Below are 21691 nucleotides of genomic sequence, written 5' to 3' on the forward strand. Positions count from 1 at the left end.
CTGGCCGGGGAACGGCGGCGCGGGGAACTGCTGGGTGGTCTCCGGGGCGCCCGGGGCGTTCCCCGGCGCGTTCCCGTTCCACGGCGCGCCGGCGGGCGCCTGGGCGTTGCCGGGGTGGGACGGGGCGTTGCCGGGGTGAGACGGGGCGTTGCCCGTCAGCGCGTCGGCGGTCCAGGGCGCTCCCCCGGTGGCCGGGGCGGTGCGGAAGGGGTCGCCGGGAAGCGGCGTGGCGCCGGTGACCGAGGGGTCACCGGGTACCGGCATGGACCCGGTGGTCTCCGGACCGCCCGGCCACGGCGCGCCACCCTGGCCGGGTGCCTGGCCGGGTGCCTGGCCGCCGTCCATGCCGGGGCGGGCCCCCTGCCCCTGCGCCGGGTTCGCGAACGGGTCGCCGGGCACGGGCCCGGAGCCGGTCGTCGCGGGGTCACCCGGCCACGGCACCTCGCCACCCACCGGCATCTGCTGCGTCCGGTGCGACTGCGGGCTCTGCTGGGCCTGCGGGTACGGAGACGGGGCGCCGCCGAACGGGTCGCCGGACGTGCCGGGCCCCCCGGTCCACGGACCGCCGCCCTGCGTCCCCTGCGCGTCGGGGACGCCCGGGCGCGGCACGGCACCCGTCGCCGACGGGTCGCCGGGCAGCGGCGGGTGCGGGGCGGCACCGCCGCCGGCGAGGTCGCGCGGTATGCCGGGGGCCGCGCCCGTGCCGGAGCCGGCGCCCGTTCCGGGCACGGAACCGCGCGGCGCCGGAGTGCGGCGGGGCAGGCCGTTCTCGCCGGCCGCGGGCGAGCCGCCGGGGGGCGTGGCGCCACTGGCCGGCTTGCGGGGCGCGAACCAGTCGCTGGTCTTCTCGGCCGGGCGCTCCGGCTCGGCGGCCGGGGCGGCGGCGGGCGGCTCGGGCCGCCGGGCGGGCGCGGCGGCCTGCGGACGCTCGTTCGCGTCGCGCTGCCGCGCCGCGGCCTCGGGCGTCCCGGGCGCCTCGGGGGCCTCGCCGGTCTGCGCCTCGTCGCCCACGGGTGTGCGCATCACGACCGGCGGGATGGGACGCGAACCCGGGATGTTGATACGGATCCGCGTGGTCAGCGTGGTCTCGGTCTTCGGTGCGTCCGGCTTGCGGCCGGTGTGCGGCCGGTTGTCGCCCGCGGGCCCGTAGGGCTGAGTCCCCGACGGGTACGCGGCGCCACCGCGGCCCTGGGGCCCGGAGGACGGACTGTCAGATTCTCGGCTCAAAGCAGGTTCTCCCGGTTATTCTCCGCCGCCCTCCGACCTCTCCCGGGTCGCCCATGCCCAAGGTCAGGGGGGCTCGGCGGCGCCACCACCATACTGGGCACCGCGGGCGCGCACTTGACGACCGCCGGATACCCCGGTCGCCCACAGGCGATACGCACCGTCGCGGCCCGCACGGGGGCGGGCGACATCAAGGAAAAGTCAGGCGAAACGCCGGACAAAACAGTCGCCTCACGGGCCAAGTCGGCTGTCGCGCCCCTTCGGTTGCGGATTCCGCACCATGGTGGCGCAGATCACAACGACGATCATCCCGCCCAGCATGAAGAGGTTCGACCCGAGACCGGCCTCGAAAAGGAAGTCCCCCTCGGGCCGGTTGAGGGCGAGCAGCAGCACCGCGAGCAGCCAGCCGACGCCGCCCACGGCGGCACCCGTCCGGCCGCCCGTCAGCACCCGTCCGCCGTGGCAGAGGCCGCCGACGGCCAGCAGGGCCAGCAGCAACCCGCCGGGGAACCAGGCGCCTTGCACCAGCGCGCCCGCGATGCCCACCAGGAAGCCGAGGACGAGGAGGCCCAGGTGGGAGGCGACCTTCCCGGCCGTCAGGGTTCCGGTCAGCACGACGCACCCGCCCCTTCGGAGCGTCCCGCCCCGTCGGCGTCCCCGGCGAGCCCCGCGAACAGGTCGTCCTCCCGGGCGGCGGCCGCCTCGCCGCGGACGAGCCGGTAGCACTCGTCGGCGAGCAGCGGCTGCCCCAGCTCGTTGGAGAGGGCGAAGAAGGGGCCGTCCACCACGATCTGGGTGGCGTGCGCCCGCATGGCCGCCGCCTTCGCGGAGACATAGGGGGCGGTGTGCGGGGCGGCCGTCACCTCGTCGTCCGGGACCACGCCCGGCACGTCGTCGAGCGCGGCGACGCCGGGGAACGGAGAGACACCGTCCGCCGCGGCCTCGCGCAGCCGTGCGAAGCCCGCCTCGACGACCGAACGCGGTACGCAGTTCCAGTAGACCTTCGCGACCCCGTGCGGCTCCCCGAGGTCCCGGCGGAACGCGGGCTCCGCCGCCAGGTCCACCGCGCGCATGGCCACCCGGTGCGCCTGGATGTGGTCGGGGTGGCCGTAACCGCCGTGCGGGTCGTAGGTGACCAGCACCTGCGGGCGCACCTCGCGAATCACCTCAACGAGGGACGCGGCGGCCTCGTCGACGTCCGCTCTCCAGAAGCTGCCCGGCCGGTCGTTCTGCGGCGCGCCCATCATCCCGGAGTCCCGGTAGCGCCCCCGGCCGCCCAGGAAGCGGTGGTCGGTGACGCCCAGCTCCTTCATCGCGGCGGCCAGTTCGCCGGCGCGGTGGGCGCCGAGGGCGTCCTCCCGGTCGGCCGCGAGGTGGGCGAGGCCCGGCGGGATCACCTCGCCCTCCTCGCCGAGCGTGCAGGTCACCAGGGTGACGTGGGCACCCTCGGCCGCGTACTTGGCCATGGTCGCGCCGTTGTTGATCGATTCGTCGTCCGGGTGCGCGTGCACCAGGAGCAGCCGGCGGCCGGGAAGGTCGGTCATGGGAACAGCCTACGAGCCGGACGGCGCCGCGCGGCAGCCGACCGCGGGGCCGCCCGGGTACACCGGCCTCCGCGGGCCCGGAGGCACGGGGGCCCCGGAGGCACGGTCAGAACTTGATGCCCCCGATCATCGCCGTGACGCTCTTCGTCAACTGGTGGAGGGTGGGGGCGACGGTCGAGCTCGCTAGGTAGAACCCCAGCAGCACGCAGATCGCGGCGTGACCCGCCTTCAGCCCCGACTTCCGGCAGAGCAGGATCACGATGATCGCCAGCAGCACCACCGCCGAAATCGAGAGCGCCACAGCGGTTCACCTCCAGATACGCGGTCGAAAGGACGGCAGACGGACGGCAGGTCGAAACGGCGCGCACGGGCCCGTGGGAGCACGCGGCGGGATGCGGGGACGCGGTACGGGGACGTCACCCTCTGCGTGAGGGATCATAACTTTCCGCACAGCTCCCGTGACTCGGTGCACAGGAGCGCGCCCGGGGCGCACGGTGACTTCTCGCCGCGCGGCACCGGCCGGCCCTAGGCTCGGCCGCATGACCGGACAGCTCTCGTTCCCCCGCCAGTACGCCCGGACGCAGCACTACACCCTGGGTGCGCCACGGGCGTTCACCGTGGCGCCGGACGGCTCACGCGTCGCCTTCCTCCGCTCCCGCTCCGGCACCGACCGCTCCCATGTGCTGTGGGTGCTCGACCTCGACGACGGCCGGGAGTACCCGGCGGGCGACCCGGCGGTGCTGCTGGGCGGCGCGGAGGAGGAGTTGTCGCCCGAGGAGCGCGCGCGGCGCGAGCGGGCGCGCGAGGGCTCGGCGGGCATCGTGGGCTACGCGGTGGACGGCGCCGCCGAGTTGGCGGCCTTCGCCCTGTCCGGGCGGCTGTTCGTCGCCGAGCTCCAGGGCGGCAGCGCCGTCGAGCTCCCCGTTCCGGGACCGGTCGCGGACCCGCGGCCGTCGCCCGACGGCCGGCACGTGGCGTACGTCGCGGGCGGGGCGCTGCGGGTGGTGGAGGCCGACGGCGGCGGCGACCGGCCGCTGGCCGAGCCGGAGTCGGAGAACGTCACCTGGGGGCTGGCGGAGTTCGTCGCGGCGGAGGAGATGGACCGCTCGCGCGGCTTCTGGTGGTCGCCGGACGGTGATGCCCTGCTGGCGGCCCGGGTGGACGACACACCCATGCGCCGCTGGTGGATCGCCGACCCCGCCCGGCCCGCCGAGGCCCCGGCCGAGGTCGCCTACCCCGCCGCCGGCACCCCGAACGCGGACGTCTCGCTGGCCCTGCTCGGCCTGGACGGCTCCCGTAAGGACGTGACGTGGGACCGGACGCGCTTCCCGTACCTGGCCCGGGTGCACTGGTCCGCCGGCGGCCCGCCGCTGCTGCTGGTCCAGACTCGCGACCAGCGCACCCAGACCGTCCTGGAGGTGAACACCGCCACCGGCGCCACCCGCGCGCTCCTCACCGAGGAGGACCCGGCGAAATGGCTGGATCTTTTCCCCGGCGTGCCCGCCTGGACCCCGGACGGCCGACTGGTGCGGATCGCCGACGTCGACGGGGCGCGCGCCCTGGTCGTGGGGGAACGGGCGCTCACCGGACCCGAGTTGTTCGTCCGCGCGGTGCTCGACATCACCGATGAATCGGTGCTGGTCAGCGCGGGTCCCGGGGCCGCCGCGGACGATCCGGAGCCGGGCTCGGCGCACGTCTGGCGGATCGGCGAGGAAGGCGCGGAGCGGCTCTCCGACCGGCACGGGCGGCACTCCGCGGTGCGCTCCGGGGCGGTCACGGTGCTGGTCTCGGCCGTGCCGGACCGGCCGGGGAGCGAGGCCGTCGTGCTGCGGGACGGCAAGCCGGTGGCCACCGTGGCGTCGCTCGCCGAGACCCCCGTGCTCTCCGCGCGCCCCCGGTTCACCCGGGCGGGGGATCGCGGGATCCCGTGTGCCGTGCTGCTGCCCACCGGCTACCGGGAAGGCGACGGGCCGCTGCCCGTCCTGATGGACCCCTACGGCGGCCCCCACGGGCCGCGCGTCGTCGCCGCGCACAACGCCCACCTCACCTCCCAGTGGTTCGCCGACCAGGGCTTCGCGGTGGTCGTCGCCGACGGGCGGGGCACCCCGCACACCTCCCCCGCCTGGGAGAAGGCGGTCCGCGACGACCTCGCCGGCGTCACCCTGGACGACCAGGTCGCCGCCCTCCACGGCCTCGCCGGCCGCTTCCCCCTCGACCTCGGACGCGTCGCCATCCGCGGCTGGTCCTACGGCGGCTACCTCGCCGCCCTCGCCGTCCTCCGCCGCCCCGACGTCTTCCACGCGGGCATCGCGGGAGCGCCGGTCACCGACTGGCGGCTGTACGACACGCACTACACCGAGCGGTACCTCGGCCTGCCCGCCGAGCGGCCCGAGGTGTACGAGCGGAACTCGCTCGTGACCGAACGGGGGCTGTCGGGGGCCGCTCCGGAGCGGCGGCCGCTGATGCTCATCCACGGGCTGGCCGACGACAACGTGGTGGCGGCGCACACGTTGCGGCTGTCTTCGGCGTTGCTGGCGGAGGGGCGGCCGCATGAGGTGCTGCCGTTGTCCGGGGTGACGCACATGACTCCGCAGGAGCAGGTGGCCGAGAACCTGTTGCTGTTGCAGGTGGACTTCCTGCGGCGGTCGTTGGGTGGGTGAGGGTGCCCCGGTCCCGCCCTTTCACCGTGTCCTGGGGGCTGTGCCCCCAGACCCCCCTTTTCGCGGCTCCGCCGCTCGTCCTCAATCGCCGGACGGGCTATTCCAGCCCGTCCCCAGGAAACGGTGAAAGGGAGGGACCGGGGCACAGCCCCCCGCAGGGGCACCTGTCAAGCACACCACCACCTCAATCCGCACAACCTTCGCTCAAGAACCCGCCCACCCACCGCAGCCCTCTTGACTGCGCGGTAACCCCGTTGCCACAGTCCCGTCCAACCGACGTGTGAGGCCGATCACGCGTCGGGTCCACTCACGACTCAGCGGGGGGCCGCGCGATGACGAGTCCTTCCCCGATCGCCCCGGCGCTTCCCGTCCCGGAACTCGCAGGCCGCTCGCCCGGCCGCCTCATGTGGCTGCGCTTCCGGCGCGACCGCGCGGGCGTCGTCTCCGCCTGCGTGGTGCTGTTCTTCTTCGCCGTGGCGGCCGCGGCCCCGCTGATCTCGAAGCTGTACGGGAAGAGTCCGACGACGACGTACGGGCTGGACGAGACCGGGCTGCTGAACGAGTACGGCTACCCGATCGCCCCCAACGGGGGGATTTCCGGCCGGTTCTGGTTCGGTATCGAGCCGACGCTGGGCCGGGACGTGCTGACGCAGCTCGTCTACGGCATCCGTACCTCGCTGCTGATCGCCGCGGCGGCCACCGTGCTGTGCGTGGTGACGGGGGTGCTGATCGGGGTGACGGCCGGGTACGCGGGCGGGCGGACGGACTACTTCCTGGGGCGGTTCATCGATCTCCTGCTCGCTTTTCCGCAGCAGTTGTCGTTCGTCGCGTTCACCCCGGTCGTCTACTCGCTGTTCGTGAGCCCGGAGAAGGAGACCCCGACGTACCTCAGGGTGGTGACCCTGATCGTGGTGCTGTGGGCGCTGGGCTGGATGGGGTTGGCCCGACTGCTGCGCGGGCAGGTACTGAGCCTGCGGGAGCGGGAGTTCGTGGAGGCGGCCCGGGTCACGGGCGCGTCGCCGTGGCGGATCATCAGCCGGGAGCTGCTGCCCAACCTCTGGACACCGATCCTGGTCCAGTCCACCCTGATGCTCCCCGCCCTGGTCACCGCGGAAGCGGGCCTCTCCTTCATCGGTGTCGGCATCGTGGAGCCCACCCCCGACTGGGGGCGGATGTTCGCCAACGGCGCCAAGTACTACGAGAGCGACATCACCTACATCTTCTTCCCCGGGATAGCGATGATCCTCTTCGTGGTGGCCTTCAACCTCCTCGGGGATTCCGTCCGGGACGCGTTCGACCCCCGGACCCAGCGCTGACCCGGCGCCGACGGCACCGCACGAAACGGCACAGCACAGCACCACACAGCACGGCACGGCAACGTCACCACACGGACAGGCAGGTGCACCCCATGAGGAGACACGACCGCAGGGTCCCGTACGCCGTGGCCCTGGCCGCCGGGGCTTTGGTGGTCTCCGCGTGCAGCAGTGGCGGCGGAGGCGGTGGGGGCGACGGGAAGAGCGAGGGCCCCGGCGAGGACAAGACCGTCTCCGCGAACTACTCCATCGGCAGCGCGGCCGACGCGGCCGGCCCCGCTCCCGAGGCCCCGGGCGCGAAGAAGGGCGGCACCGTCACCGTCCTCCAACGGGACGCCTTCAACCATCTCGACCCGGGCCAGATCTACTTCGCCGACGTTTTGACCAACCAGATGCTCTACAACCGTTCCCTCACCTCGTACAAGGTCGACGACAAGGGGCGGGTGAAGGTCGTCGGCGACCTCGCGACGGACTCCGGGACCCCGTCGGACGGCGGGAAGACCTGGAAGTTCACGCTCAAGGAGGGGCTGAAGTTCGAGGACGGCTCCCCGATCACGTCCAAGGACGTCCGGTGGGGCATCGAACGGCTCTACGCCCCCTTCGAGACCGACGGGCCGCTCTACATCCCGCAGTGGCTCAGCGGCGACGGCAACGCCTTCCGCAAGGCGCTGCCCGACGGCCCGTACCAGGGCAAGCACCTGCCGTCGTCCGTCCTGGACACCCCCGATGACAAGACGATCGTCTTCCACTTCCAGGCGCCGCACGCGGACGCCCCGTACGCGACGGCCATGCCCAACATCGGCGCGGTGAAGGCCGAGAAGGACGGGCAGCGCAAGTACGACAACGCGCCCTTCTCCTCAGGGCCATACAAGGTGGGCAGTTACAAGGTCGGCAAGTCGCTGACCCTGGTGCGAAACGAGCACTGGGACCCGAAGACCGACCCGATCCGGCACCAGTACGCCGACCGGTTCGAGATCAGCTTCGGCCACCAGTTCGCCGACTCCACCCGGCGGCTCCTCACCGACCAGGGCGGGGACAAGAACGCGTTCTCCTTCAGCAACGCCGTGGCCCCCGAGATGACCGAGAAGGTCCTCGGCCAGAAGGACACCAAGGCGCGCCGGCTGCTGGAGATCCAGCCGTACGTGGACTACGTCTCGTTCAACACCACCCGCCTCAAGGACGTCAGGGTCCGCAAGGCGCTCGCCTACGCCATGCCCAACGGGCAGATCCTCCAGCAGAACGGCGGGGCGACGGCGGGCGTCGTGGCGACCAACTACCTCTCCCCCGCCATGGACGGCTACCGGCCGACCGACCCCTACGGGAAGAAGGACAAACCCGCGGGCGACCCGGAGAAGGCCCGGGCCCTGCTGAAGGAGGCGGGGAAGGAGGGGCAGGAGATCGTCTACGCGTACGCCAACACCGACGTACAGCAGAAGGTCTCCGTCGTCATCACCCAGGCCCTGGAGCGCGCGGGTTTCAAGGTGCAGAAAAAGGAGGTCGACGCCAACACCTGGCGGACCTCCATCTCCGAAGTGGGCAACAAGTTCGACATCTACCGCACTTCCTGGGGCGCCGACTGGCCCGTCTCCTCCACCGTCGTGCCGCCGCTGTTCGACGGCCGGCAGATCGCCGACGGCTCACAGAACTACGGCCACCTCGACGATCCCAAGGTCAACGCGGAGATCGACCGCATCACGCGGATCACGGATGTGAAGCAGGCGAGCTCCGAGTGGCAGAAGCTGGCCGACCGGATCCTCACCGACGACGTGCCGGGCGTGCCCACCTTCTACAACCGGCAGTTCTCGCTGTGGGGTTCGGGGCTGGGCGGGATCAAGTACCACCCGGTGTACGGGACGATCGACCCGACCGGTGTGTTCGTGAAGTGACCTCAGGGGGTGACCCTTACGGGTCACGGGCGGCCCCCGCCCCGCGAGGGTCACCCCCATTCCGTACCGGGAAGCCGGACACCGACCCGTGAAGAGCGCGCAGCCATGCTGAGATTCCTCGTCCGCCGGTTCCTCGGCGCGATCGTCATCGTCCTGCTGATCAGCGCGATCACCTTCTTCCTGTTCTTCGCGCTGCCCTCCGAGCCCGCCCTGATGTCGTGCGGGAAGAACTGCACGCCCGACGCGCTGGCCGTCATCCGCGAGAACCTGGGTCTGGACGAGCCGGTCCCCGTCCAGTACTGGCACTACATGACCGGCATCTTCACCGGCCGTGACTTCTCGGTGGGCCACTGCCCGGCGCCCTGTCTCGGCTACTCGTTCTCCAACCAGCAGCCGGTCTGGGACACCATCGTGGACCGCTTCCCGACCACCCTGTCGATCGCCCTGGGCGGTGCCGTCGTCTTCCTCGTCGTGGGCGTCGGCATCGGGATGATCGCCGCCGCGTTCCGTGGCACCTGGATCGACAAGTTCTTCAGCTCGCTGTCGCTGATCGGCAACTCGCTCCAGATCTACTTCGTGGGCGTGGTCGCGCTCGCCGTGTTCGTCAGCGGACTGCACTGGTTCGACAATCCGGCGTACTACCCGATCACCGAGGATCCGGTGAAGTGGTTCACCGGGATGGTCATTCCGTGGCTGGTGCTGTCGATCATCTTCATCGCCAACTACAGCCGGATGACGCGCTCCCAGATGATCGAGCAGCTCACCGAGGACCACGTCCGTACCGCCCGCGCCAAAGGCCTCGGCCGTCGCACGGTCTTCTTCCGTTACGCCTGGCGGGGGGCGATGACGCCGATCGTCACCCTCTTCGGCATCGACCTGGGCTCGCTGTTCGGCGGGGCGATCGTCACCGAGTTCACCTTCAGCCTGCACGGGCTCGGCCGGCTCGCCGTCTCCTCGGTGAGCGAGACGGACCTGCCCACGCTGATGGCCGTGATGCTCGTCGCCTGTACGGCGATCGTCGTCGCCAACATCGTCGTGGACGCGGCGTACGCGGTGATCGACCCGCGCGTGCGGCTCGGCTGAGGTCCCCGGAACCCGGCCGGGCCCCGCCCGGACCCGGCCGGGGCGCCCGGGACCCGGCCGAGGCGCCCCCGGACCCGGTCGCCGCTCCCCCGGACACGCAAGGAGTTCCCCCGATGAACGACACCCCGCCGCCCGGCCCCGCGGAAGCGCAGCCACCACCCCCGCCCCCTCCCTTCCTCTCCATCGACGACCTGCGCGTCCGCTTCCGGACCGAGGACGGCGTCGTCAAGGCCGTCGACGGCCTTTCCCTCGGCCTGGAGCGCGGGCGCACCCTCGGCATCGTCGGCGAGTCCGGCTCCGGCAAGTCCGTCACCGCGCTCACCGTCCTCGGCCTGCACGACCCGCGCACCACCGAGATCACCGGCCGGGTGCTGCTGGACGGGCAGGAGGTGACCGGAGCGTCGGAGGCCACGCTGGAGCGGCTGCGCGGCGCCAAGGCGGCGATGGTCTTCCAGGACTCGCTGACCGCCCTCTCCCCGTACTACACGGTCGGCCGGCAGATCGCCGAGCCGTACCGCAAGCACACCGGCGCCTCCCGGCGGGCGGCCCGGCTCCGCGCGGTCGAGATGCTGGGCCGGGTCGGCATCCCGCACCCGGAGCAGCGCGTCGACGACTACCCGCACCAGTTCTCCGGCGGCATGCGCCAACGCGCCATGATCGCCATGGCGTTGGTCTGCGACCCCGAACTGCTGATCGCCGACGAACCCACCACCGCCCTGGACGTCACCGTCCAGGCGCAGATCCTGGACCTGCTCAAGGAGCTTCAGCGGGAGACCGGTTCGGCGATCGTCCTGATCACCCACGACCTGGGCGTGGTCGCCCGTACGGCGGACGACCTGCTGGTGATGTACGCCGGGCGGGCCGTGGAACGCGGCACGGTGCGCGAGATGCTGCGCGACCCGCGCCACCCCTACACCTGGGGGCTGCTGGGCTCGATGCCCCGGCTGTCCTCCGACCCGGACGCGCCGCTGGTCCCCGTCCCGGGCGCACCGCCCAGCCTGCTGGCGCCGCCGCCCGGCTGCCCGTTCCACCCGCGCTGCGCCTGGACCGGGGAGGTGCCGGGCGACCGCTGCTCCGGCGAACGCCCGGAGCTGCCCGCCGGCCGCGGCGCGGCCTGCCATCTGCCGCCCGGCCGGCGGCACCCCCTGTTCATCGAACGGCCCCCGGCGCCGGCCGGCCCGAGGAGCGAGGCATGACGGACGACATCCTGGTCGCCGAGGGGCTGACCAAGCACTTCCCCGTCCTGGGCGGCTTCCCCGTCCGCCGCCGGGTGGGCGCGGTACGGGCCGTGGACGGCGTCGACCTGGCGGTCCGGGCCGGGGAGGGCTTCGGGCTGGTCGGCGAGTCCGGCTGCGGCAAGTCCACCACCGGCCGGCTGCTCACCCGGCTGCTGGAGCCGACCGCCGGCCGGATCACCTATCAGGGCGAGGACATCACCCACGCGAGCCGCCGACGGCTCGCGCCCGTCCGCTCCCAGATCCAGATGATCTTCCAGGACCCGTACTCGTCGCTCAATCCCCGGCAGACGGTCGGCCGGATCATCGCCGGCCCGATGGAGGTCAACGGCATCCGGCCGCCCGGCGGCCGGGAGGCCCGGGTGCGCGAACTGCTGGACACCGTGGGCCTCAACCCCGAGCACTACAACCGCTTCCCGCACGAGTTCAGCGGCGGCCAGCGGCAGCGCGTCGGCATCGCCCGCGCGCTGGCCCTCGACCCGAAGGTCATCATCGCGGACGAGCCGGTCTCCGCCCTGGACGTGTCCATCCAGGCCCAGGTGGTCAACCTGCTGAAGACGCTGCGGCGGGAGCTGGGCATCGCCTTCCTGTTCATCGCCCACGACCTCGCCGTCGTCCGGCACTTCTCGCAGCGGGTGGCGGTGATGTACCTGGGACGGATCGTGGAGGTGGGCCCGCGGGACGCCATCTACGGGCACCCCCGGCACCCGTACACCCACGCCCTGCTCTCCGCCGTCCCCGAGGTCCCGGTCCCCGGCGAGATCCCACCCCCGGGCGAAATGTCTGCCCCCGGCGCCGAGGGCGAGCCGGCCGCGGAGGCCCCGCGCGAACGCATCCGCCTCACCGGCGACGTGCCCTCCCCGGTCTCCCCGCCGTCGGGCTGCCGCTTCCGCACCCGCTGCTGGAAGGCGGCGGACCGGTGCGCGACGGAGGAGCCGCCGCTGGTACGGGCGGAGGGAAGCGGGGAGGGACACCTGTCGGCCTGCCACTTCCCGGAGCCGGCGGCCGCGCCGTGAGCGGGGGCGCCTCACCCCGCCGTGGGCATCGGCGGGAGGGGGAACGACGCCGCGGGGCGCGGCCGGGCCGGGGGCACGTCCCAGGCGGGCCGGGAGATCAGGTAGGTGGTGCGGTTGAGCAGGGCTCCGTCCTTGAGGCCGCCGAGGAACGGGTCGCGCGCGGGCGCGTCGCCCACCAGGAAGCTCAGTGACTCCAGCACCCGGTGCGTCCGCGGGTCGATCACCATGCGGGACCGCCGGTCGTCGCCGGTGTGGTCGAACGCCACGCCGGTCCTGCCCCTGTCGTCGCGGACGGTGCCCGCCGGCCGCACCCCGGGGATGCCGGGCAGCAGGTCGTACAGCGCGGCCCGCAGCTCCGGTGAGGCGGGCGACCGGGCGAGCAGCTCCTCGATGCCGTTGAAGAGGCCCTCGGGGGTGGGGTCGCCCATGCCGGGCACCTTGGCGGTGAGCTTCCGGCGCAGCGCCGCCCGGTCCGTGGGCAGCTTCCCGAGGTCGTCCCACTTGACCTCCCGGCTGTTCACCTCGAAGGCCAGGGTCTCGTCACCCCTCATCCGCGTGCTCTCGTACACGGGTCCGTCGCCGGCCCGCTCCCGGACCTCCTTCCGGCCCAGCCAGACGGTCGACGTGGACGTCCCCCGGGCGCCCCCCGGCCCCCTGCCCGACTCGGCGGTCCGCACCTCCCAGAACGGCGCGGGCCCCTCCGTCGGCCGGGCCGCCGTCGCCGTCGCCCGGTCCCGCCCCCCGCCGTCGCCCGGCCCGGACCAGACGGCCGCGCCCACGGCGACGGCCACCACCGCGGCGGCGGAGACCAGGACCGGGGCCCGGCGGCGCCACCGGGACCGGAGCGGCACGCCGCCCCGCGCCTCCGGCGCCCGGGTGCCGTCCCCCGGCGCCGTGGCGGGCTCCGGCGGCCGGCCCTCCTCGGCGCGGGCGGCGGCCCGGACGGCGTCGAGCGCCGCCGCGACGGCGTCAGGGGAGGGCGGGGCGACACGGCCGGCGGCGGTCAGCCCGGCGGCACCGGGGAAGGCGAGGACGCCCTGTCCGGCGTCGTCGTCGGAGGCGGTGCGGACGTCGGGGGCGGTACGGTCGCGAGGGGCAGTGCGGTCGTGAGGGGCGGTGCGGTCGTCCGGGGCGGTGCGGTCGTCCCGCTGGTTCCCGCTCATGCGAGGTCTCCTGTCAGGGGCAGCGTGCCGGAGGGGGCGAGGGCCGCGCGCAGCCGGCCGCGGGCGCGGTGCAGCCGGGAGCGGGCCGTGCCGGGAGGCACGCCGACCGCGGCGGCGGCCTCGGCCGGGCTCAGTTGCTCCCAGGCCACGAGGAGCAGCAACTCCCGTTCCACGTGCGGCATGGCCGCCAGGGTGGTGCGGATCAGCGGTGCCACCGCCGCCGCGTCGAGCCGCCGGTCGACGGCGTGCCAGGGGTCGCTGCTCGGTTCGTCCTCCCGTACGGCCCGCCGTTGCCGTTCCTCTCCGCGCCAGTGCGCCGCGAGGACGTTCCGGGCGATCCCGAACAGCCACGCGCGCGCCGTCCCGCGCGCCGGGTCGTACGTGCCGCGCGCGGTGAACGCCCGGAGCCACGCCTCCGCCAGCAGGTCGTCGGCCGCCCCGGGTGCCCGCCGGGCGAAGTACCCGTGCAGCGCGGTCGCGTGCCGCCCGACCAACGGCTCGAAGGCCCGCGCCTCGCGTGCCGAGCGGACCAGCAACTCGTCGTCGGTTTCCACCGGCCACCTTTCCCCCGGCCGCGTGCGCAGCGGCCCTCGGACCGTACTTGCCGGCCGGCGGGGAAAGCGTTCGCGGGGCACGCCGCGTAAGGCTCACTTCCCGGCGGCGGGATCCCCGGCCTCTCGCCGAGCCCGGCGGCGGGGCCTCACTCCTCCGGCCCCGCCGCCGGCACCACCCGCCGCTCCCCCGCGTAGTGGCAGGCGGACACGTGTGCCGCCGGGCCGCCGCTCTCCCGGAACGCCTCCGGGACCTCCAGCGGCGGCACCTCCTCGGCGCACCGGCGCCGCGCCTTCCAGCAGCGGGTGCGGAACCGGCAGCCGGACGGCGGGTTCGCCGGCGACGGCACGTCGCCCACCAGCAGGATGCGGTCGCGGCGGGTGCGGACGGACGGGTCGGGGACCGGCACGGCGGAGAGCAGCGCCTGGGTGTACGGGTGCGTGGGGTGCTCGTAGATCTGGACGTCGGTGCCCGCCTCCACCAGCCGGCCCAGGTACATCACGGCCACCCGGTCCGAGATGTGCCGGACGACGGACAGGTCGTGGGCGATGAAGACGTACGACAGCTCGAACTCGTCCTGGAGCCGCTCCAGCAGGTTGACGACCTGGGCCTGCACGGAGACGTCCAGCGCCGACACCGGCTCGTCGGCGACGATGATCTCGGGGCGCAGGGCGAGCCCGCGGGCGATGCCGATGCGCTGCCGCTGGCCGCCCGAGAACTGGTGCGGGTAGCGGTTGACGTGCTCGGGGCTGAGCCCGACGACCTCCAGCAGCTCCCGTACCCGCCGGCGCCGGTCGCCCTTGGGGGCCACCTCGGGGTGGATGTCGAAGGGCTCGCCGATGATGTCCCCGACGGTCATTCGGGGGTTGAGCGAGGTGTACGGGTCCTGGAACACCATCTGGATGTTGCGGCGGACGGCCTTCAGCGCCCGCCCCGACAGCCGGGTGATGTCCTCGCCCTTGTACAGGATCCGCCCGGCGGTGGGCCGTTCGAGGTTGACGAGCAGCCGGGCCAGGGTGGACTTGCCGCAGCCGGACTCGCCGACGACGCCCAGGGTCTCGCCGCGGCGCAGGTCGAAGGAGACCCCGTCGACGGCGCGGACGGCGCCGACCTGCCGGCGGACGAGGACGCCCTGGGTCAGCGGGTAGTGCTTGACCAGGTCGCGCACCTCCAGGACGGCCCCGCCGTCAGCTCGCATCGAGGGTCTCCTTCCAGAAGTGGCAGGCACTGCTGCGGCCGGGCGCGACCGGGAAGAGGGGCGGCCGGTCGGTGCGGCAGACGTCCCGGGCCCTGGGACAGCGGGGGTTGAAGGGGCAGCCGGGTGGGATGTCCACCAGGCTGGGCGGCAGTCCCTTGATCGCGTGCAGCTCCTTGCCCTTGCGGTCCAGGCGCGGCACGGACTCCAGCAGACCCTGGGTGTACGGGTGGGCGGGCGCGGCGTACAGGTCGCGGACGGGGGCGTTCTCGACGATGCGTCCGGCGTACATCACGGCGATCTTGTCGGCGACGTCGGCGACGACACCGAGGTCGTGGGTGATGAGGACGAGCCCCATGGTGAACTCCCGTTGGAGCTCGGCCAGCAGGTCCATCACCTGCGCCTGCACGGTCACGTCCAGGGCCGTCGTCGGCTCGTCCGCGATGATCAGGTCCGGCTCCAGCGCCAGCGCCATCGCGATCATGATGCGCTGACGCATACCGCCCGAGAACTGGTGCGGATAGTCCCCCACCCGCTCCTTGGCGGCGGGGATCCGCACCCGGTCCATCAGCTCGACCGCGCGGGCCCGCGCGTCCCTGCGGGTCATGCCCTGGTGGACCTCGTACATCTCGGCGAGCTGGGCGCCGACGGTGAGCACCGGGTTCAGCGCCGACAGGGCGTCCTGGAAGATCATGGCCAGCCGGTCGCCGCGCAGCCGGCGGCGGTGCTCGGCGCCCATGGTGAGCAGGTCCTGGCCGCGGAAGAGGACCTGGCCGCCGGTGACGCGGCCGGGCGGCGAGTCCAGGATGCCCATCACGGCCTGCGCGGTCACCGACTTGCCCGAACCGGACTCGCCGAGCACGGCCAGCGTCTCCCCCGCCTCCACGGTGCAACTCACGCCGTTGACGGCCTTGGCCACGCCGTCCCGGGTGCGGAACTCGACGTGCAGGTCCCGGACGTCGAGCAGGGCCTCGGTCGGGACGGTGGTCGGGGCGGTGGTCACGGCCGTCTCCTCAGCGCAGTCTGGGGTCGAGGGCGTCGCGCACCGCGTCGCCGAGCATGATGAACGCGAGCACCGTCACGCTGAGGAACCCGGCCGGCCAGAGCAGCATGTGGGGGGCGTTGCGGATCTGGTTGGAGGCGTTGGAGATGTCGATCCCCCAGGAGACGGTGGGCGGTTTGAGGCCGACGCCGATGAACGACAGCGTGGCCTCCAGGGCGATGTAGGTGCCGAGCGCGATGGTGGCGACGACGATGACGGGCGCCACCGCGTTGGGCGCGATGTGCCGCAGCAGCAGCCGCCGGTCGCCGGCGCCGAGCGCGCGGGCGGCCTGCACGTAGTCGTGCTGCTTGGCGGCGACGACCGCGCCGCGGGCGATGCGGGAGATCTGCGGCCAGCCCAGCAGGACGATGAAGCCGACCACCGGCCAGACGGAGCCGCCGGTGACGACGGAGAGGAAGACGAGGCCGCCGAGGATGATGGGGATGCCGAAGAAGACGTCGGCGAGCCGTGAGAGCAGCGCGTCCCACCAGCCCCCGTAGTACCCGGCGAGGCCGCCGAGGACGCTGCCGAGCAGCGCGGACCCGGCGGTGGCGCAGACGCCGACGGTGATGGAGGCGCGGGCGCCGTGGATGGTGCGGGTGAAGACGTCGCAGCCCTGGGCGTCGAAACCGAACGGGTGGCCGGGCTGGGAGCCCTCCTGGGACTTGGCGAGGTCGCACTGGAGCGGGTTGCCGCCCGCCACCAGCCCCGGCCAGACGGCGATCAGCAGCAGGAAGGCGATGACCAGCGCGGAGAGCAGGAAGACCGGGTTGCGGCTCAGGTCGTGCCAGGCGTCGGACCACAGGCTGCGGGCCTTGGCGTGGGTGCCGGTGCCGGTTCCCGGTTCCGCGGGCTGGGCCGGGAGGCGCTCCAGGGTCTCCGCCTCGTGGGAGGCCAGCCGCGCGGCGCCGCCGTCGCCGGGGCTGACGGGGCGGGTGGCGGCCGGTTCCTCCGGGAGCTGCGGGTACGGGGGCTCAGACATGGCGGATCCTCGGGTCGAGCACGGCGTAGAGGAGGTCGACGATCAGGTTGGCGAGGAGGAAGACGAGGACGAGGACGGTCACGAAGCCGACCACCGTGGGCGAGTTCTGCCGGAGGATGCCCTGGTAGAGCTGGTAGCCGACGCCGTGGATGTTGAAGATCCGCTCGGTGACGATGGCACCACCCATCAGCGCGCCGACGTCCGCGCCGATGAAGGTGACCACGGGGATCAGCGAGTTGCGCAGCAGGTGCCGGAGGACGATGCGGTGGCGCGGGAGGCCCTTGGCGACGGCGGTGCGGATGTAGTCGGCGCGGGCGTTCTCGGCGAGCGAGGTGCGGGTCAGCCGGGTGACGTAGGCGAGCGAGACGAGGCCCAGCACGGCGCCGGGCAGCAGCAGTTCGGCGAAGGTCGCCTCGGGTGAGACGGACGGGGAGACGACCGCCCACTTGACGCCGAAGAGGTACTGGAGGAGGTAGCCGCTGACGAAGGTGGGGACCGAGACGACGATCAGGGTGACCATCAGCACGGAGGTGTCGGCCGGCCGGCCGCGCCGCAGTCCGCTGAGCACGCCGAGGGCGATGCCGACGACCACCTCGAAGGCCACGGCGACGATCGTCAGCCGCAGGGTGACCGGGAAGGCGTCGCCCATCAGGTCGAGGACGGGCTGTCCGGTGAAGGCGGTGCCGAAGTCCCCGGTGAGGATCTGGCCCATGTAGTGCAGGTACTGCTTCCACAGCGGCTGGTCGAGGTAGAGCTCGGCACGGATGCGGGCGGCGACGGCCGGGTCGGGGGCCTTGTCGCCGAAGAGGGCGGCGACGGGGTCGCCGAGGGCGTAGACCATGAAGAAGATGAGGAACGTGCTGCCGATGAACACCGGGACCATCTGGAGCAGCCGGCGGATCACGTACCGTCCCATGGGACCCCTCCTCGTCCTCGGTTCGTCCTCTGTTCGTCGGTCAGGCGGCGGTGCGGGCGGCCGCGGCGGCCCGGGTGACGTGGCCGGCGCGGGTCACTTGACCTTGATCCGCTCGTAGACGGGCACGCTGAACTGGTTGAGCGTCACGTCGGAGAGGTCGGCGGTGTAGCCGGCGTTCCCGTTCTGGTACCAGAGCGGGATGGCCGGCATCAGTTCGGCGAGGACCCGCTCGGCGTCCTGGAACTTCGCGACCGCCTTCCCGGTGTCCGACTCGGCGTTGGCCTCGTCGACCAGCCGGTCGAAGCGCGCGTCGCTGAACTTGCCGTAGTTGGACGAGGCGTCGGTGTAGTAGGTGGGCTGGAGGAAGTTCTGGATGAGCGGGTAGTCCATCTGCCAGCCGGAGCGGAACAGGCCGGTCATCCGCTGTTGGGTGATCTTGTTGCGGAAGTCGGCGAAAGTGCCGACGGGGTTGACGGTGCACGCCCGGTCGTCGCCGAGGGCGTTGTTGACGCTGTTGCACACGGCGTCCATCCAGACGCGGTGGGACCCGCTGTCGACGTTCGAGGTGAGGGTGACCCGCCCGCCGGGCAGCCCGCCGCCCTCCCGGATCAACCGCTTGGCCCGGGCCGGGTCGTAGGTGCAGACCTCGCCGCACAGCCCCGCCTTGTAGCCGCCCTTGTCGCCGAGGACCGGTGACGTCCAGTCGCCGGCCGGGGTCCGGGTGCCGCGGTAGATGCGCCGGGTGATCTGCTCCCGGTCGATCGCCATGGACAGCCCCCGCCGGACCTTCTCCATCCCGGCCTTCGACCACCGCTCGTCGTACAGCGGGAACACGAGCGTCTGCAGGATGCCGGCCGGCTGGTTGAGATAGCGGTTCCCGAGGTCCTTCCGGACGTTTCTCAACTGGGTGCTCGGAATGTCGTCGACGAGGTCGATGTTGCCGGCCTGGAGGTCGGTGTACGCGGTGTTGGTGTCGGTGTAGACGCGGAGTTCCACGCCGGTGTTGAGCGCCTTGTCCGGGCCCGGGTAGCCGTCCCATTTGCTGAGCCGCATGACGGAGCCCCGGGTGTACGCGTCGACCGCGTACGGGCCGTTTCCGACGGGCTTCCGCAGCCAGCCCTGGTGATCCTCGAAGAAGGCCCGGGGCAGCGGGGCGAACGCCGGGTAGCCCAGCGTGTCGGGCCAGGTGGAGAACTTGGTGCGGAGCTTGACGGTGAAGGTGCGGGGGTCTTTGACGACGAGCCCGGAAAGGGTTTTCGCGGTCGGCTCGCCCCGGGCGGGATGCACTTTCTCGTAGCCGTCGACATAGGCGAAGAAAGCGGCGTTCTTCTGCCGGTTGTCGACCAGCGCCGCGTAATTCCACGCGTCCACGAACGACCCGGCGGTGACTTTCTCCCCGTTGCTGAAGGTCCAGCCGTCCTTCAGGCGGACGGTGAAATTCTGGGCGTCGTCCGACTCGATCTTCTCGGCCAGCATGTCCGTCGCGGCGCCGGTCTCCGGGTCGTACCGCTTGAGCCCCCGGAAGATCAGGTCGAGCACCTTGCCGCCCTGCACCTCGTTGGTGTTGGCCGGCTCCAGCGCGTTCTGCGGGTCTCCCCACGACGCCCGCACCACCCCCACCGTCCGCCCGTCCACCCCGCCCCCGCACCCGGCGGCGGCCGACGCGGCGAGGGCGACGACGCAGAGGGCCACCGCGGCCCGGCTCCGTACGCCTCCTCGCATGGGACTTCCTCCTCGGGTGCCGGGTCGGGCGGCGACGGGACGCCGGGGTGTAGGCCCAAATATCACCGATGCGGTCACTCGGCGCACTTTCATGAGCGCCGAGTGTGCACGGAGCGCCGGAGAATCCGCCCGTATGCGGGAGCGGCACGCGCGGGAGCGGCACGCGCGGGAGCGGCACGCGCGGGAGCGGCGGGCCGGAGACGAGACGCCACGGAAGCGCCGCCCCCGCGCCGCCACCCCGGCCCTACAGGAATTCCCACCCCCGCTTGCGTTCCGGGCCGTCCGCGAGCGGTTCCCGGGGGACCGCCCGCCGGAGGCCCGGCGTACGGGGGCCTGGTCGTACCGCACGACGGGAACGCCCTGTTCGGCCTGTTGCACATGCAGCACAACCGGCTCCTCGGCATCGACCGGGACCGCGAGGAACGCGGCTACGCCGTACTGCGCGGCATCGCCCGCGAGGAGCTCGGACGACGACGCGCGGCCGGAGGTGGGACCCGTGGGCACGGAGCGGAGTGACGGGCGCGGCCCCCGCCACGCGGCCGAGGCGCGGGAGGTCGTACGCGAGGTGCTCGGGACGCTCGCCGACCCGGACGCCGTCGCGGCGGACACCGGCGTCCCCGCCGGGTCGGCCGGGCCGGCCGGCGAGAACCTGTGGACGCCGGGCGGCCACGCGGCCGTCTCCCTGGCCTTCAGCGGCGCCACCGCGCGGGAGCCCGAGTACGTCGCGGGCGCCCACGCGTACCTGCTGCGGGCCCTGGCGGCCGTGGCCGGGGGCGGCCCCGCGCCCCGGGGCGTCTTCTCGGGCACCAGCGGCGCGGCGTACGCCCTGCTGGTCGCCCACCGGGCCACGGGCGGCTACCGCTCCGCGCTGGAGCGGCTGGACGCCTACCACCGCGACCTGGTGCGGAAGACCCTGCCCCCGGTCACGGACGAGCCGGTCGCCACCAACCACGAGTTCGAGACGATCTACGGCATGAGCGGCGTCGGCCGCTTCCTGCTGGCCCGCGGGGAGGCGGCCCGCACGGAAGCGCACGCCGTTCTCGGCTACCTCACCGGCCTGGCGCACGGCACGGCCGTCGTCCGCGGCCACCGCGTCCCGCGCTGGTGGAGCCGGTCGGCGCCGCGGAAGGGCCAGGAGGCGGAACTGCCCGACGGCCACCTCAACCTCGGTCTCGCACACGGCGTCGCGGGCCCGCTCGCGCTGCTCGCCCTCGCCTGGCGGGCCGGCGAGACCGTCGAGGGCCAGCGGGAGGCCATCGAGAACCTGGTCGGACTGCTGGAACGGTGGGCGGTGCCCGACGACGGCGAGGCGGGCCGGCCGCCGTTCCTGACCCTGGACGACTGGACCGCGGGCCCCGCCGCGCTCCGCCTGCCGTGGCAGCGCCCTTCCTGGTGCTACGGCGCCCCGGGAGTGTCCCGGGCGATCCAGATCGCGGCCCTGGCCCTGGACCGGCCCGACTGGCACGAGCTGGCCCATCGTTCCCTCCTGCCCCTGCTGTCCCGCCCGGTGGCGGACTGGGGTCTGGAGGACGCCGGGATCTGCCACGGCGCCGGGGGCCTGCTCCACCTGCTGGGCCTGCTCGGCGCGCACATGGACGACGCCCGGCTCCCGGCGGTCCGCGACGACCTGGCGGCCCTCGCCCTGGGCGCCTTCGACGAGAGGTACCGTTTCGGCTTCCGTGCCGCCATGACCAACGTCCCCGGCGGGGCGGACCTCCCCGGCTTCCTGGACGGCGCGGCGGGTGTCGCCCTGGCCCTGGACGCGTATGCCAACGGCCGCGCCCACGCGGACTGGGACATGGCCCTGCTCGTGAACTGAGCCCGCCGGAACTCCGGCGCGGGTTCCGCCGGAAAAGCGAAAGGCATCCGTTCCGTATCCTCCCCGCCCTTTCCCTGTCGCCGGGCGCCCCCGCTCAGTACGATGCGTCGTCTCGGATTCAATTATCAACCCCCGTCGGTTGCACGGCAGTTCGGCGGTCGCGGCGACGAGGAGGAACCCCTGATGAGCGACGCGTGTCCACGGCGCCCGGGGCCGGGGCGGGTCCGCACCCGGGATTCCCAGGGACCCCGGATTTCCACCGGACCCCAAGGCTCCGGCGACGCGCTTTTCGACCCGCTTTCCCCGGACTTTATCGCCGACCCCTATAAGGTCTATACC

At 73.2% G+C, this 21691-nt stretch carries 18 protein-coding genes and 1 pseudogene; 8 read left to right on the plus strand and 11 right to left on the minus strand.

All coding sequences use genetic code 11. The features are described 5' to 3' along the window. Nucleotides 1-999 precede the first annotated feature (999 nt). The 4 genes and pseudogenes from ACZ6X9_RS03085 to ACZ6X9_RS03100 all read right to left on the minus strand — a co-directional run. Nucleotides 1000-1227: pseudogene (locus ACZ6X9_RS03085) on the minus strand (hypothetical protein); the annotation flags it as partial. Between the two features lie 228 nt (nucleotides 1228-1455). Then, complete coding sequence (locus ACZ6X9_RS03090) at nucleotides 1456-1839, minus strand: DUF6113 family protein (protein WP_469776152.1); 384 nt, start codon at nucleotides 1837-1839, stop codon at nucleotides 1456-1458. Next, on the minus strand, nucleotides 1833-2768 hold the full coding sequence (gene mshB / locus ACZ6X9_RS03095) for an N-acetyl-1-D-myo-inositol-2-amino-2-deoxy-alpha-D-glucopyranoside deacetylase (RefSeq protein ID WP_469776153.1): 936 nt from the start codon (nucleotides 2766-2768) through the stop codon (nucleotides 1833-1835). Before mshB ends, ACZ6X9_RS03090 begins: the two co-directional genes overlap by 7 nt. A 106-nt stretch (nucleotides 2769-2874) precedes the next feature. Then, nucleotides 2875-3069 carry a hypothetical protein gene (locus ACZ6X9_RS03100; protein WP_004954526.1) on the minus strand — a complete coding sequence of 65 codons (195 nt, stop codon included), beginning with the start codon at nucleotides 3067-3069 and terminating at the stop codon, nucleotides 2875-2877. Between the two features lie 238 nt (nucleotides 3070-3307). On the opposite strand from ACZ6X9_RS03100, the gene ACZ6X9_RS03105 reads away from it, so the two are divergent. The 6 genes from ACZ6X9_RS03105 (at nucleotide 3308) to ACZ6X9_RS03130 (ending at nucleotide 11961) form a co-directional block, all read left to right on the plus strand. Continuing rightward, on the plus strand, nucleotides 3308-5428 hold the full coding sequence (locus ACZ6X9_RS03105) for a S9 family peptidase (protein ID WP_469776154.1): 2121 nt from the start codon (nucleotides 3308-3310) through the stop codon (nucleotides 5426-5428). Between the two features lie 332 nt (nucleotides 5429-5760). After that, a complete protein-coding gene (locus ACZ6X9_RS03110) occupies nucleotides 5761-6744 on the plus strand; it encodes an ABC transporter permease (RefSeq protein ID WP_469776155.1) in 984 nt (327 codons plus the stop codon). Nucleotides 6745-6836: 92 nt separating this feature from the next. Then, nucleotides 6837-8627 (plus strand): ABC transporter substrate-binding protein, encoded by a 1791-nt coding sequence (locus tag ACZ6X9_RS03115; protein ID WP_469776156.1) that lies wholly within the window; start codon nucleotides 6837-6839, stop codon nucleotides 8625-8627. A gap of 105 nt (nucleotides 8628-8732) precedes the next feature. Then, a complete protein-coding gene (locus ACZ6X9_RS03120) occupies nucleotides 8733-9710 on the plus strand; it encodes an ABC transporter permease (RefSeq protein WP_469776157.1) in 978 nt (325 codons plus the stop codon). Nucleotides 9711-9823: 113 nt separating this feature from the next. After that, nucleotides 9824-10906 (plus strand): ABC transporter ATP-binding protein, encoded by a 1083-nt coding sequence (locus tag ACZ6X9_RS03125; RefSeq protein ID WP_469776158.1) that lies wholly within the window; start codon nucleotides 9824-9826, stop codon nucleotides 10904-10906. After that, nucleotides 10903-11961, plus strand: a complete 1059-nt coding sequence (locus ACZ6X9_RS03130) for an ABC transporter ATP-binding protein (protein WP_469776159.1) — start codon at nucleotides 10903-10905, stop codon at nucleotides 11959-11961. The genes ACZ6X9_RS03125 and ACZ6X9_RS03130 overlap by 4 nt, the downstream gene beginning before the upstream one ends. A gap of 11 nt (nucleotides 11962-11972) precedes the next feature. Here the strand turns inward: ACZ6X9_RS03130 and ACZ6X9_RS03135 are convergent, their stop codons facing one another. The 7 genes from ACZ6X9_RS03135 to ACZ6X9_RS03165 all read right to left on the minus strand — a co-directional run bounded on the left by ACZ6X9_RS03135 (nucleotide 11973) and on the right by ACZ6X9_RS03165 (nucleotide 19533). After that, nucleotides 11973-13124, minus strand: coding sequence for a hypothetical protein (locus tag ACZ6X9_RS03135; protein ID WP_469776160.1), 1152 nt, complete (start codon nucleotides 13122-13124; stop codon nucleotides 11973-11975). Further along, nucleotides 13121-13678: an RNA polymerase sigma factor gene (locus ACZ6X9_RS03140; protein WP_469776161.1), complete on the minus strand. Its 558-nt coding sequence runs from the start codon at nucleotides 13676-13678 to the stop codon at nucleotides 13121-13123. The genes ACZ6X9_RS03135 and ACZ6X9_RS03140 overlap by 4 nt, the downstream gene beginning before the upstream one ends. A gap of 146 nt (nucleotides 13679-13824) precedes the next feature. Further along, a complete protein-coding gene (locus tag ACZ6X9_RS03145) occupies nucleotides 13825-14874 on the minus strand; it encodes an ABC transporter ATP-binding protein (protein ID WP_469776162.1) in 1050 nt (349 codons plus the stop codon). Beyond that, nucleotides 14864-15874 carry an ABC transporter ATP-binding protein gene (locus ACZ6X9_RS03150; RefSeq protein WP_469776163.1) on the minus strand — a complete coding sequence of 337 codons (1011 nt, stop codon included), beginning with the start codon at nucleotides 15872-15874 and terminating at the stop codon, nucleotides 14864-14866. The genes ACZ6X9_RS03145 and ACZ6X9_RS03150 overlap by 11 nt, the downstream gene beginning before the upstream one ends. Before the next feature lie 10 nt (nucleotides 15875-15884). Further along, nucleotides 15885-16895, minus strand: coding sequence for an ABC transporter permease (locus ACZ6X9_RS03155; RefSeq protein WP_469776164.1), 1011 nt, complete (start codon nucleotides 16893-16895; stop codon nucleotides 15885-15887). After that, entirely contained in the window at nucleotides 16888-17811 is a 924-nt protein-coding gene (locus ACZ6X9_RS03160) for an ABC transporter permease (protein ID WP_469776165.1), read from the minus strand. Before ACZ6X9_RS03160 ends, ACZ6X9_RS03155 begins: the two co-directional genes overlap by 8 nt. 93 nt (nucleotides 17812-17904) lie before the next feature. Then, nucleotides 17905-19533, minus strand: a complete 1629-nt coding sequence (locus ACZ6X9_RS03165) for a peptide ABC transporter substrate-binding protein (protein WP_469776166.1) — start codon at nucleotides 19531-19533, stop codon at nucleotides 17905-17907. A 378-nt stretch (nucleotides 19534-19911) separates the two neighbouring features. Here ACZ6X9_RS03165 and ACZ6X9_RS03170 point away from each other — a divergent pair, with 378 nt between their 5' ends. Then, nucleotides 19912-20049: a hypothetical protein gene (locus ACZ6X9_RS03170; protein WP_469776167.1), complete on the plus strand. Its 138-nt coding sequence runs from the start codon at nucleotides 19912-19914 to the stop codon at nucleotides 20047-20049. Then, nucleotides 20030-21352 (plus strand): lanthionine synthetase C family protein, encoded by a 1323-nt coding sequence (locus ACZ6X9_RS03175; protein ID WP_469776168.1) that lies wholly within the window; start codon nucleotides 20030-20032, stop codon nucleotides 21350-21352. Before ACZ6X9_RS03170 ends, ACZ6X9_RS03175 begins: the two co-directional genes overlap by 20 nt. The last annotated feature ends 339 nt before the right edge of the window (nucleotides 21353-21691 follow it).

The sequence above is a fragment of the Streptomyces sp. NPDC052910 genome, assembly GCF_055585605.1.